Here is a 13,427-nt window from a genome sequence, read left to right as displayed (position 1 = left end):
CGTCTGAAAGAATTGACAGACAAGGGCTACGAAGTTGTGAACGATGAGTTCAAGGGACCTAAGACCTTCGATAATGACGATAAGAAGGATCAAACCTTCACCGTTACTCTTCGTCAAGGTACAGAGAAGATTACAGACCCAGCTAAGCTCAACAAGAAAGTATCTCGTACAATTAAGTACGAATACGCAGATGGTCAAACAGCGGGTCGTCCAGCTCTGAAAGCTCCAGTGACTCAAGAAGCAGCCTTCACACGTACAGGTGAACGTAACCGTGTAACTGGTAAGGAAACCTTCACTGCATGGACACCAGCTACGAAAGAATTGGCCCAAGAAGCTACACCAGTCGTAACTGGATTTGTGGCAGATAAGGCCAATGTAGTAGCGAAGACAGTAACTCCTGATGATAAGGATAGCGAAGAAACAGTTAAGTACAGCAAACTTGGTTCATACGTACCAAATGTACCAGACGGACTTCCAAAAGTACCAAATCTTCCATATCCAAACGATCCAACAGATCCAAGCAAACCAGGTACTGATCTTCCAGTGATTCCACATGTACCAGGAACAACACCAGTCGGCCCAGATGGTACAACACCATTGACACCGAAAGATCCGAGCGATCCAAGCAAGGGTTACAACCCACCACCAATTCCAAGTGATCCAACTAAGGATACACCAATCAACTTCGTGAAGGATGGTCAAAAAGCGATTATCAGCTTCGTAGACCAAACTGACGGTAATAAGGAATTGACGAAGGTTGTCGAAAGCGGTAAGTCAGGTGAGCCAATCGGTACAACCAACTACGCAACTCGTCTGAAAGAATTGACAGACAAGGGCTACGAAGTTGTGAACGATGAGTTCAAGGGACCTAAGACCTTCGATAATGACGATAAGAAGGATCAAACCTTCACCGTTGCTATGCGTCAGGTTGTAGTACCATTCAATCCAAATAATCCACCGAAACCAAACGATCCAATGGATCCTAAGAATCCGGATGGACCTAAGTGGACAGATGATAAGATCAAGTCAGCTCAACAAGAAGCTGTGAAGGAATTGAGCCGTACGATCAAGTACGTATACGAAGATGGTAAAGAAGCAGCACCAAGCTTCACAGACAGCGCTAAATTCACGCGTATTCTGAAGATCAACGTCGTAACGAAAGCGATCGTGGAAAAAGGCCCATGGACATCACAAGATGACGTGATCAAGGGACAAACTTCNGAAGGACCTAAGTGGACAGATGATAAGATCAAGTCAGCTCAACAAGAAGCTGTGAAGGAATTGAGCCGTACGATCAAGTACGTATACGAAGATGGTAAAGAAGCAGCACCAAGCTTCACAGACAGCGCTAAATTCACGCGTATTCTGAAGATCAACGTCGTAACGAAAGCGATCGTGGAAAAAGGCCCATGGACATCACAAGATGACGTGATCAAGGGACAAACTTCACCAGACATCAAGGGTTACGTAGCGGACAAAGCAAGCGTAGCAGATGTGAAGGTTACAGCAGATTCAGCTAAACCAGCCGATGAAGTCGTAACTTACAAGAAGGCTGATCAAAAAGCAACCATCACCTTCGTAGACCAAGCTAAGAAAGAATTGGCGAAGATCTCAGAAGGCGGTAAGTCAGGCGAACCAATTAGCCGTGACCAATACCTTGCGAAGTTGAAAGAATTGACGAACCAAGGTTACAAGGTTGTGAACGATGAGTTCAAGGATCCACAAAACTTTGATGATGATGCAAGCAAGGACCAAAACTTCACTGTTCAATTGGAAGAAGGCGTAGTACCATTCGATCCGAATAATCCGCCGAAACCAGATACTCCAATGGATCCAAGCAATCCAGAAGGACCTAAGTGGACAGATGATAAGATCAAGTCAGCTCAACAAGAAGCTGTGAAAGAATTGAGCCGTACGATCAAGTACGTATACGAAGATGGTAAAGAAGCAGCACCAAGCTTCACAGACAGCGCTAAATTCACGCGTATTCTGAAGATCAACGTCGTAACGAAAGCGATCGTGGAAAAAGGCCCATGGACATCACAAGATGACGTGATCAAGGGACAAACTTCACCAGACATCAAGGGTTACGTAGCGGACAAAGCAAGCGTAGCAGATGTGAAGGTTACAGCAGATTCAGCTAAACCAGCCGATGAAGTCGTAACTTACAAGAAGGTAGAAGTTCCACCTACACCGACACCAACTCCGGAACCAAAACCAACTCCTACTCCGGAGCCAAAACCAGAACCAAAACCAGAACCAAAACCTGTTCCACCAACTCCAGCTCCGGTACCAAATAAACAAGTACCGAACAAGCCAGTGGAACCGAAAGTTCCTGGAACTACTGCTCTGCCAAATACAGGTGAGAAATCATCTTCAGCAGCAGTACTTGGTTTAGGAATTGTTGCAACACTCGCAGGTGTCAGCTTGATTAAACCAAGATTGAAAGAAGAAGATTAATTCTTCACAGCTTGGATAGTAATCACTGAAGAGTTGTAGACGATTAGTTAACAGCTCGCAAAAATCGATAACTTCTTTACGAAGTTATCGATTTTTTATTTATTTGATTAGCAAATTTTGGTAGTAAAAAATGAGAGAAGATCCTAGTAAAATAGGAGATTCACTGGAGAATGATAGGGATATCACCTCAAATTTATTAGCATTATTCGTTTTGCTATTGAGAGAATGTAATGACTGATCTCGGTATTTTAAAAGGTATAAGGAACTAGTACTCTAATTTTTTCTATCTTTAGTTCGTACTTCAGCAGATAATTTTAGGGAATTGGGGACTTTCCTGTTTTTGTTGGATGATTTTTCGTCTTTCCTGTGTTATAATAAGGAAGATTAAAAATGTAGAATAGTTAAAGGAGAAATTCCAATGGGACGTAAGTGGGCCAATATTGTAGCTAAGAAAACAGCTAAAGATGGCGCAAACTCAAAAGTTTATGCTAAATTCGGTGTAGAAATCTATGTAGCAGCGAAAAAAGGCGACCCAGATCCTGAGTCAAATACAGCCCTTAAGTTTGTTATTGATCGTGCTAAGCAAGCGCAAGTACCAAAGCATGTTATTGACAAGGCGATTGACAAGGCTAAGGGAAATACGGATGAAACCTTTACAGAAGGCCGTTATGAAGGCTTTGGACCAAATGGTTCTATGCTGATTGTTGATACCTTGACTTCGAATGTCAACCGGACTGCAGCCAATGTTCGTGCAGCCTTTGGTAAAAATGGCGGGAACATGGGTGCTAGTGGCTCTGTATCTTATCTTTTTGATAATAAAGGTGTTATCGTTTTTGCTGGTGATGATGCAGACAGCATCTTTGAATTGCTTTTAGAAGCAGATGTAGATGTGGACGATGTAGAGGCTGAAGAAGGAAGTATCACAGTTTATACAGCACCAACTGATCTACATAAAGCAATTGTAGCTTTGCGTGAGTCTGGTATCCAAGAATTCCAAGTGACAGAGCTGGAAATGATTCCTCAGTCAGAAGTGGAATTAACAGGAGAAGATTTAGAAACCTTCGAAAAATTGTATAGTGTCCTTGAAGACGATGAAGATGTCCAAAAAATCTACACCAACGTAGATGGCTTCTAATTGAATAACATAAAAATACAGTCTGATTAATATAAGCTGCGTTCTAAGGCAGTTTCTAAATCAGACTGTATTTATTTTTAGTTAGTTAAATGAAATTTTTTTAGGAATTGTTCCTGTTCCTCTTTGATAGCTTCTGTAGGATTTTTCACAGCAAGAATCATCTCAATCATTTCAGGATTGGCTTCGCGTACTAGTTGACTGAGAGCCCAGATGGCCGTAGCGATATGGATAGGATTCTGCCCCTTGTCGATAATTTCCAGTAGTTTGGGAATAGCAGAGCGGTCATTAGCATTAGCTAGAGCAATGATAGCATTGCGCTGCAGGATGTTTTTGCCCCGCCAGCTACCTGCTATATGGCCGAATTTTTCCTTAAACTGACCATTAGAAAGTTCCAAGAAAGGTAGGAGCTCGGGATGAGCTAGATCGGGGTCAATCTCAGTTGCGAGCGGATTGTCTAAACCTTTATTATAGGGGCAGCAAATTTGGCAGATGTCGCAACCATAGATGACTGTCTTGATTTTTTTGCGAAATTCTAGGTCCATGATGCCCTTATCTTGGGTTTGAAAAGATAGGCAGCGCTTGGCGTTCATAGTCCCATCGCCAATGAGGCAGGAGGTAGGACAGGCTGTTACGCAGCGATTGCAGTCTCCGCAGTCATAGTCGACAGGCTGGTCAGGCTCAATGTCCAGATTGGTAATGAGCTCACCCAGAAACATATAAGAACCAAATTCCTTGGAGATGACCAAGCCGTTCTTGCCGATAAAGCCAATTCCTGCTCGCCGGGCTACAGCGGTGTCGACCAAGGCTCCTGTATCCACCATGCCTTTATATTCAAAGTTGGCAGTCAACTCCTCAATTCCCTTTGCAAGCCGATCTAGCTTGTCCTGTAGTACATAGTGGTAATCCAGCCCCCAGCTGTTGGGAGTGAATTTCCCCCGTTTGTAGGCTGTCTTTTGTGGCTGTTGCTTGAGCTTGTGGGGATAAGCGACTGCGATAGAGATGATGGTCTTGGCCGAGGCTAGACTCAGTTTGGGCTTGATCCGCTCCTCAATATTCTTGTGTTCAAATCCTGAATTTAGCCCCTCTTCTACAGACAAGCGCAGCGACTTTTCAAGATAGTCAAAGTCATCTGCTGTCGTGAAGCCAATTTTAGAAATGCCAATGTCTTTTGATAATTTGATAATTTCTTCTTTGATATTCATTGCTATTATTATATCGAAATTATGAGAATTATGCGAGAAACTACTTTGTGAAAAACCATGATTATTTAGCAAATTTGAGTGCAAGAAGAATTAGGCAGATAAGCGTGTAAATTGAGAAATGACAGCCTTTCAAGCCAATTGCTAAATGGATTATTTCTTGAAAGATATGGGGAAACATGCTATAATGAGAGGAAACATTTATAAACAGAACATAGCGAGTAAGGAATAAAATGGCTAATATTTTAAAAAAAATCATCGAAAATGATAAAGGTGAAATAAGAAAATTAGAAAAGATGGCGGACAAGGTCATGTCCTATGAGGACGAAATGGCAGCCTTGACCGATGAAGAATTGCAAGCAAAAACGGTTGAATTTAAGGAACGTTATGCTAATGGTGAAACTTTAGATCAACTTTTGTTTGAAGCATTTGCAGTTGTCCGCGAAGGAGCGAAGCGTGTCTTAGGTCTTTTCCCATATAAGGTTCAGATCATGGGGGGGATTGTCCTTCACCATGGTGATGTGCCAGAAATGCGTACGGGGGAAGGAAAAACTCTGACAGCGACTATGCCTGTTTACCTAAATGCCTTATCTGGCCAAGGAGTTCACGTTGTTACAGTCAATGAATACTTGTCAGAGCGTGATGCGACTGAGATGGGTGAACTTTATTCTTGGTTGGGACTTTCTGTTGGTATCAACCTAGCATCTAAGTCACCAATGGAAAAAAGAGAAGCTTATGCTTGTGATATCACCTACTCAACCAACTCTGAAATTGGTTTTGACTACTTGCGTGATAACATGGTGGTTCGGGCTGAAAATATGGTACAGCGTCCGCTTAACTATGCCTTGGTTGACGAAGTGGATTCTATCTTGATTGACGAAGCGCGTACGCCATTGATCGTGTCAGGACCGACAGCTTCTGATACGAATCAGCTTTATTATAGAGCGGATAGCTTTGTGAAAACACTTCAAAAAGATGACTATATCATTGATATCCCATCTAAGACGATTGGTTTGTCAGATTCTGGTATTGACAAGGCTGAAAGTTACTTTAACTTAGAAAATCTATACGATCTTGAAAATGTTGCTTTAACGCACTTTATCGACAATGCCTTGCGTGCTAACTATATTATGACCTTAGATGTGGATTATGTCGTTAGCGAAAAGCAGGAAATCCTCATCGTTGACCAATTTACTGGACGTACAATGGAAGGTCGTCGTTTCTCTGATGGACTCCACCAAGCGATTGAAGCAAAAGAAGCTGTGCCTATCCAAGAAGAATCAAAAACATCTGCTTCGATTACCTACCAGAACCTTTTCCGTATGTATAAAAAGCTGTCAGGGATGACAGGGACCGGTAAGACAGAAGAAGAAGAATTCCGCGAAATTTATAATATTCGCGTAATTCCAATTCCAACGAACCGTCCGGTCCAACGTATTGACCATCCAGATTTGCTGTATCCTAGCTTGGAAGCTAAGTTTAAAGCAGTGGTGGAAGACGTCAAGGAACGCTATAAAACAGGTCAACCTGTCTTGGTCGGTACAGTATCGGTTGACACGAGTGACTATCTTTCTCAAAAATTAGTGGCTGCAGGAATTCCTCATGAAGTTTTGAATGCTAAAAACCACTATAAAGAAGCACAGATTATCATGAATGCTGGTCAACGTGGTGCTATTACCATCGCGACCAACATGGCTGGACGTGGTACAGATATTAAGCTAGGTGAAGGTGTGCGTGAATTGGGTGGACTTTGTGTCATCGGTACAGAGCGCCATGAAAGCCGCCGGATTGATAACCAGCTTCGTGGACGTTCAGGTCGTCAAGGGGATCCAGGTGAATCACAATTCTACCTATCTCTCGAAGACGATTTGATGAAACGTTTCGGTTCCGAGCGTATTAAGGCCTTGCTTGATCGGATGAATCTGAGCGAAGAAGAGTCCGTCATCAAGTCTCGGATGCTAACGCGTCAGGTGGAAGCAGCCCAAAAACGGGTTGAAGGAAATAACTACGATACTCGGAAGCAAGTCCTTCAATATGACGATGTCATGCGTGAACAACGTGAAATTATCTATTCTCAACGCTATGATGTCATCACAGCAGACCGTGATTTGGCTCCAGAAATCCATGCCATGATCCGTCGGACGATTAATCGGATTGTAGATGGCAGCAGCCATTCAGACCATGATGAAAGAATTGAAGCGATTCTGAATTTTGCTAAATATAACCTTGTAGCAGAGGATTCTATCTCAGCTGATGATTTAGAAGGTAAATCAAATCAAGAAATCAAAGATTACTTGATGGAGCGAGCTTCTGAAGTTTATGCCAATCAGGTTTCTAAACTTCGTGATGAGGAAGCAGTTCAAGAGTTCCAAAAAGTGCTGATTCTACGAGTTGTAGATAATAAATGGACAGATCATATCGACGCCTTGGATCAATTGCGCCAGGCTGTGGGACTGCGCGGTTATGCTCAGAACAATCCAGTTGTTGAATATCAGGCAGAAGGTTTCCGGATGTTTAATGATATGATCGGCTCTATCGAGTTTGATGTGACTCGTCTCATGATGAAAGCACAGATCCATGAGCAAGAACGTCCACGTACAGAGCACAGTATCAGCACGACAGCTACTCGAAACATTGCTGCCCAAAACCCAAATCTTCCAAAAAATGTTGATTTATCCTCTGTAAAAAGAAATGATTTATGTCCATGTGGTTCAGGTAAGAAATTTAAAAACTGTCATGGTCGCAAGAAGTAGTTTATAAGGAGAGAAGATGACCTTTAAAGCAACTAGTCAACCAATCAATGTAGCAGAAGTGCGTCAGCTTGCTAAGTTAGAAGGTTCTATTCTAGCTCGTAAGCAAGAGCGGGATCGCCAACTAGAAGCTATTATCCGCGGTGAGGATGATCGTATCCTTTTGGTCATCGGTCCTTGCTCCTCAGACAATGAAGAAGCTGTCTTAGAATACGCCAAGCGTTTGGCAGCTCTTCAGGAAGAAGTCAAAGATCGGATCTTTATGGTCATGCGGGTCTACACTGCCAAGCCACGGACCAATGGTGATGGCTACAAGGGCTTGATTCACCAGCCTAATGCGACAGCGGCACCTAGTCTAATCAACGGAATTAAAGCGGTGCGCAACCTGCATTACCGCGTGATTTCAGAAACTGGAATGACGACGGCTGACGAGATGCTTTACCCAGAAAATCTCCCTTTAGTAGATGATTTGATTTCCTATATGGCAATCGGTGCTCGTTCTGTTGAAGATCAGCAGCACCGCTTTGTAGCCAGTGGAGCGGATTTCCCGACTGGTTTGAAAAATCCAACATCTGGCAATCTGAATGTCATGTTTAATGGCATTTATGCGGCTCAAAACAAACAGAGCTTTCTATTTGCAAATCGAGAAGTAGAGACGAGTGGAAATCCTTTGGCTCATGCGATTCTGCGCGGTGCCATCAATGAATATGGGAAGAACATTCCGAACTACTATTATGATAATCTGCTGGACACAATCGCCCAGTATGAAGCAATGGGGCTGGAAAATCCATTTATCATCATTGATACTAACCATGACAACTCTGGCAAGCAGTATTTGGAGCAAGTCCGTATTGTTCGTCAGACTTTGATCAACCGCGACTGGAATGATAAAATCAAGAAGGTTGTTCGTGGCTTTATGATTGAGTCTTACTTGGAAGATGGCCGACAAAATGAACCAGAAGTCTTTGGCAAGTCTATCACAGATCCATGCCTAGGCTGGGATAAGACGGTCGAACTCGTCCATGAGATATACGATACACTAGGTAAATAATATGGCATTTATAGAAAAAGGTCAGGAAATTGATATCGAGCAGATCAAGTCTGCAACGATTTTGTCAGACCAAGCTTTACAAAAGAAAAATCAGCGCGATCAGGAATTGGCTGCCATCATCAAGGGAGAGGATCAACGCTTGCTCTTGGTTATCGGTCCCTGCTCATCTGACAATGAAGAGGCGGTGCTGGAGTACGCTCGCCGCTTGGCTGACCTGCAGCAGAAGGTGGCGGATAAGATTTTTATCGTCATGCGGGTCTATACTGCCAAGCCTCGGACTAATGGTGACGGCTATAAAGGGCTCGTTCACCAGCCAGATACTTCAAAAAGTCCAAGCTTGATCAATGGGCTAAAGGCAGTGCGCCAGTTGCATTACCGAGTTATTACTGAAACAGGCTTGACCACAGCTGATGAAATGCTCTATCCTTCCAATCTAGTGCTGGTAGATGATTTGGTCAGTTACCATGCCGTAGGTGCTCGTTCGGTCGAAGACCAAGAACATCGCTTTGTAGCTTCTGGTATTGATGCGCCGGTCGGTATGAAAAATCCAACATCTGGCAATCTTGGAGTCATGTTTAATGCCGTTTACGCCGCTCAAAATAAGCAAATCTTCCTTTATCATGGTCAAGAAGTGGAAACTCTAGGTAATCCTTTGGCGCATGTGATTTTGCGAGGTGCTTTAGATGAGTACGGTAAGAACAAGCCTAACTTCTATTACGAAAATCTTCTAGATGTGATCAAACGCTATGAAGAAATGAAACTGTCCAATCCTTTTATCCTGATTGATACCAATCATGACAATTCTGGAAAGCAGTATTTGGAGCAGATCCGGATTATCCGTCAGACTCTGATCAACTGTGCTTGGAATGAGCAAATCAAGAAGGCTGTGCGTGGATTCATGATTGAATCCTATTTGGAGGATGGCCGCCAGAATGAGCCAGAAGTCTTTGGTAAGTCTATTACCGATCCTTGCTTGGGCTGGGATAAGACAGAAGAACTTGTTCAGGAAATCTATGAAACCTTAGAAAAAGAAGCTTAAATAGAAAGGATTAGGAGGCTTTGATAGGAGTCTGCTAACGAATATAGGCAAGCTCATACTCTATGAAAATCTAATTTTGATGATGTTAAACCTCTTTGATGCATTTCAGTGTCATTCTCATCGGTTTACCTTGTCGAAATTAGATTTTCTTTCAATCTCCTTGGGAGAAGGGGCTTGCCACGTATTCTCAATAGAAGTATGATAAGAGGACACGGAATAGATATAGAAGAGATTTCCAGCATTGGTCGGGCCTACGAGAAGAATGAGCGCTTTGCTGAGAAAATCTTGACGGCTCAGGAGTTGGCTCGGTTTGGCTCCTTTAAGGGCAAGCGCAAGCTGGAATATTTGGCAGGTCGTTGGTCAGCCAAGGAAGCCTTTGCCAAGGCTTGGGGGACCGGGATTGGCCCTGTGACTTTTCAGGATTTGGAAATTTTAAATGATGATAAGGGGGCACCTTATTTTAGTAAGTCTCCCTTTGCTGGTTCGGTATGGCTATCAATCAGTCATGCTGGAAATCTGGTGACCGCCAGTGTAATTTTGGAGGAAGACGATGAAAGCTAGTCTACATAGACCTACTAAAGCAGTCATAGACCTGTCTGCTATTGCATTTAATATTGAGCAAATTGCGGCTCATATTCCCCAGTCGGTCCAGAAGTGGGCAGTAGTCAAGGCCAATGCTTATGGACATGGTGCGATTCCTGTCTCTCAGCATATTCAGCCCCTTGTAGATGGTTTTTGTGTGTCTAATATTGACGAAGCCCTAGAACTACGAGAAGCTGGCATTGCTAAACCAATTCTTATTTTGGGTGTTTCTTCACTAGAGGCTGTGCCTTTAGCGATCCAGCAGCAGATTACCTTGACGGTGGCCAGTCTAGCCTGGCTGGAGGAACTCTTGAGCCAGCAACCTAATCTGACCGGCTTGACTGTTCATATCAAGATTGATTCAGGCATGGGACGCATTGGCTTCCGTGATAGTCAAGAAGCCCAGCAAGCAATTAGCCGCCTGCAAGCAGCAGGAGCTGTGGTGGAAGGGATTTTCACTCATTTTGCAACAGCCGACGAATTAGATACAAGTCATTTTGTAGGCCAATTAAGTCGCTTTAAAGAGATTTTGAGCGAGTTGGCTTTCTTGCCGCCGGTTGTTCATGCCAGTAACTCGGCTACAACTCTTTGGCACAGCGACACGATTATGAATGCTGTTCGGCTGGGAGATATTATTTACGGGCTGAATCCTAGCGGACGAGTGCTGGACTTGCCTTATGAGGTCAAACCAGCTTTGAGTTTAGAATCTGCCTTGGTTCACGTCAAAGAAATTCAAACGGGCGCCCATGTCGGCTATGGGGCAACCTATACCAGTGATAGCCAGCAAATCATTGGAACCATTCCTCTGGGTTATGCTGATGGCTGGACACGGGATATGCAAGGCTTTGATGTCTTGATCGATGGTCAGCGCTGTCCAATTGTCGGTCGGGTTTCCATGGATCAAATCACGGTACGTTTGCCTCAAGTCTACCCTTTGGGAACGCAGGTGGTCTTGATTGGTAAGAGCGGCGACGAGCTTATCACAGCAACGGATGTAGCGGACAAACGTGGCACGATTAACTATGAAGTAGTCTGCTTAATCAGCGACAGAGTACCGAGAGAGTATAAAAAGTAAAAGACAATTAAGAAGAAGGAAAGGAGACAGGATGAATCTGCATCAGGCTTTGACGGCCCTGCCAGGAGTGGGACCAAAATCGGCTGAAAAATTTAAAAAACTAGGCCTTGAGAGCCTGCAGGATCTCCTGCTCTATTTTCCCTTTCGCTATGAGGATTTTAAGAGCAAGAATGTCCTCGACTTGGAAGATGGAGAAAAGGCAGTTATTTCTGGGATTGTCGCGACTCCAGCTAATGTCCAGTACTATGGCTACAAGCGCAATCGCCTGCGTTTCACAATCAAGCAGGGAGAAGTCGCGATTGCAGTCAATTTTTTCAACCAGCCTTATCTGGCAGATAAGATTGAGCTGGGAGCTACGGTGGCTATTTTTGGTAAATGGGATAAGGCTAAGGCTAGTCTGACGGGGATGAAGGTTCTAGCTCAGGTCGAAGACGACTTGCAGCCTGTTTATCGCGTTGCCCAAGGAATTAGTCAGGCCAGTCTAATCAAGCTGATTAAGCTGGCCTTTGACCAGGGTCTGGATCAGTTATTGGAGGAGAATCTTCCTCCTATCCTTCTGGAGCGCTACCAGCTTTTGGGGCGCACTCAAGCTGTGCGTGCCATGCACTTTCCTAAGGATTTGGCAGAATATAAGCAAGCCCTGCGTCGAGTCAAGTTTGAAGAACTTTTTTACTTTCAGATGCAGCTGCAGGTTCTGAAGCATGAGACCAAGGATGTCAGCCAGGGCCTGGCTATCCCTTGGCAGGAAAAAATGCTGGCTCAAAAGAAGGCTGCATTACCATTTTCTCTGACGGAAGCTCAAGAGTGGAGTCTGGAAGAAATTCTCAGTGATTTGCAATCGCCTGTCCATATGAACCGTCTCCTACAGGGAGATGTGGGGAGTGGGAAGACCGTGGTGGCTGGCTTGGCCATGTATGCCGCTCATACAGCGGGTTATCAGTCGGCTTTGATGGTTCCAACAGAAATTTTGGCTGAGCAGCATTTGGATAGCCTGGCTCAGCTCTTTCCTGAGCTGAATTTGGCCCTCCTAACTGGTGGTATGAAAGCCGCTGAACGCAGAGAGACTTTAGCTGCCATAGAGTCGGGGCAAGTAGATATGGTGGTCGGCACCCATGCCTTGATTCAGGAAGGGGTGGTCTATCATCAACTGGGCTTGGTCATTATTGATGAGCAGCATCGTTTTGGGGTGGACCAGCGTCGGATTTTGCGGGAAAAGGGGAATAATCCAGACGTCCTCATGATGACTGCCACGCCTATTCCTCGGACTTTGGCCATTACCGCTTTTGGCGATATGGATGTCTCTATCATCGACCAGATGCCAGCTGGCCGCAAGCCTATTATCACTCGCTGGGTCAAGCACGAGCAGTTGGAAGTAGTTTTGGACTGGATGAAAAAAGAGCTGGCCAAGGGCGCCCAAGTCTACTTTATTTCTCCCTTGATTGAGGAATCAGAGGCCTTGGACTTGAAAAATGGGATTGCTCTAGAGGAAGAGCTCAAGGCCTACTTTGCCAATCAGGCTCAGGTGGCTCTCCTTCACGGCCGCATGAAAAATGACGAAAAAGAAGCTATTATGCAGGACTTCAAGGATGGGAAAACGGATATTCTAGTGTCGACTACAGTCATTGAAGTCGGCGTCAATGTTCCGAATGCGACCATCATGGTTATCATGGATGCTGACCGCTTCGGTCTCAGCCAGCTTCATCAGCTGCGTGGACGAGTTGGTCGGGGAAATAAGCAGTCTTATGCCGTGCTAGTTGCCAATCCCAAGACGGAGTCTGGGAAGAAGCGCATGAAAATCATGACCGAGACAACAGATGGCTTTGTCCTCGCTGAGGAAGACCTCAAGATGCGTGGTTCTGGTGAAATTTTTGGGACCCGTCAGTCTGGTATTCCAGAGTTTCAGGTAGCGGACATCGTAGAGGATTATCCGATTTTGGAAGAAGCGCGCAAGGTAGCCAGCCAAATCGTTGCCAATCCTAGCTGGCGGCAGGATGCCAATTGGCACCTGGTATCCCTGCATCTAGAAAAACGCGATTATCTGGATTAGCGAGATAAAGTTTTGATTTATTTGTTTAAGCTTTCTGCAAGAAAATTCTAAGCCTTCCTTAAGCTTTGAAGTCTATAATAAAAGCATCA

Annotated in this window: 9 protein-coding genes; 8 read left to right on the top strand and 1 reads right to left on the bottom strand. The window is 44.3% G+C overall.

Annotated features, from left to right (window positions below):
* Positions 1-2,460: mucin-binding protein (locus tag FZ941_RS10545; protein ID WP_148887820.1), on the top strand; the 2,460-nt coding region annotated here is incomplete at its 5' end.
* A gap of 418 nt (positions 2,461-2,878) precedes the next feature.
* Positions 2,879-3,595 carry a YebC/PmpR family DNA-binding transcriptional regulator gene (locus tag FZ941_RS10540; protein WP_148887819.1) on the top strand — a complete coding sequence of 239 codons (717 nt, stop codon included), beginning with the start codon at positions 2,879-2,881 and terminating at the stop codon, positions 3,593-3,595.
* Positions 3,596-3,672: 77 nt separating this feature from the next.
* Here FZ941_RS10540 and queG read toward each other — a convergent pair whose 3' ends face one another.
* Entirely contained in the window at positions 3,673-4,797 is a 1,125-nt protein-coding gene (gene queG, locus FZ941_RS10535) for a tRNA epoxyqueuosine(34) reductase QueG (protein WP_148887818.1), read from the bottom strand.
* 230 nt (positions 4,798-5,027) lie between these two features.
* Here queG and secA point away from each other — a divergent pair, with 230 nt between their 5' ends.
* From secA to recG, 6 genes are all read left to right on the top strand, one after another.
* Positions 5,028-7,547 carry a preprotein translocase subunit SecA gene (gene secA, locus FZ941_RS10530; protein ID WP_148887817.1) on the top strand — a complete coding sequence of 840 codons (2,520 nt, stop codon included), beginning with the start codon at positions 5,028-5,030 and terminating at the stop codon, positions 7,545-7,547.
* Positions 7,548-7,563: 16 nt separating this feature from the next.
* Positions 7,564-8,595, top strand: a complete 1,032-nt coding sequence (locus FZ941_RS10525) for a 3-deoxy-7-phosphoheptulonate synthase (protein WP_015604435.1) — start codon at positions 7,564-7,566, stop codon at positions 8,593-8,595.
* Position 8,596: 1 nt separating this feature from the next.
* Positions 8,597-9,634, top strand: coding sequence for a 3-deoxy-7-phosphoheptulonate synthase (locus FZ941_RS10520; RefSeq protein ID WP_125388486.1), 1,038 nt, complete (start codon positions 8,597-8,599; stop codon positions 9,632-9,634).
* Between the two features lie 198 nt (positions 9,635-9,832).
* On the top strand, positions 9,833-10,195 hold the full coding sequence (acpS, locus tag FZ941_RS10515) for a holo-ACP synthase (RefSeq protein WP_148887824.1): 363 nt from the start codon (positions 9,833-9,835) through the stop codon (positions 10,193-10,195).
* A complete protein-coding gene (gene alr / locus FZ941_RS10510) occupies positions 10,185-11,291 on the top strand; it encodes an alanine racemase (protein ID WP_148887816.1) in 1,107 nt (368 codons plus the stop codon). The genes acpS and alr overlap by 11 nt, the downstream gene beginning before the upstream one ends.
* 31 nt (positions 11,292-11,322) lie before the next feature.
* Positions 11,323-13,338: an ATP-dependent DNA helicase RecG gene (gene recG, locus FZ941_RS10505; protein ID WP_148887815.1), complete on the top strand. Its 2,016-nt coding sequence runs from the start codon at positions 11,323-11,325 to the stop codon at positions 13,336-13,338.
* Positions 13,339-13,427: the final 89 nt, after the last annotated feature.

It is taken from the genome of Streptococcus sp. Marseille-P6264 (genome assembly GCF_902460355.1).
Lineage (GTDB): Bacteria > Bacillota > Bacilli > Lactobacillales > Streptococcaceae > Streptococcus.
Note: the sequence above shows the minus strand (reverse complement) of the source record. Positions and strands in the feature narration are given on the sequence as shown.

Coding starts and splice junctions, on each gene's coding strand:
- FZ941_RS10540 (WP_148887819.1), top strand. CDS start 2,879: ATGGGACGTAAGTGGGCCAATATTGTAGCTAAGAAAACAGCTAAAGAT.
- queG (WP_148887818.1), bottom strand. CDS start 4,797: ATGAATATCAAAGAAGAAATTATCAAATTATCAAAAGACATTGGCATT.
- secA (WP_148887817.1), top strand. CDS start 5,028: ATGGCTAATATTTTAAAAAAAATCATCGAAAATGATAAAGGTGAAATA.
- FZ941_RS10525 (WP_015604435.1), top strand. CDS start 7,564: ATGACCTTTAAAGCAACTAGTCAACCAATCAATGTAGCAGAAGTGCGT.
- FZ941_RS10520 (WP_125388486.1), top strand. CDS start 8,597: ATGGCATTTATAGAAAAAGGTCAGGAAATTGATATCGAGCAGATCAAG.
- acpS (WP_148887824.1), top strand. CDS start 9,833: ATGATAAGAGGACACGGAATAGATATAGAAGAGATTTCCAGCATTGGT.
- alr (WP_148887816.1), top strand. CDS start 10,185: ATGAAAGCTAGTCTACATAGACCTACTAAAGCAGTCATAGACCTGTCT.
- recG (WP_148887815.1), top strand. CDS start 11,323: ATGAATCTGCATCAGGCTTTGACGGCCCTGCCAGGAGTGGGACCAAAA.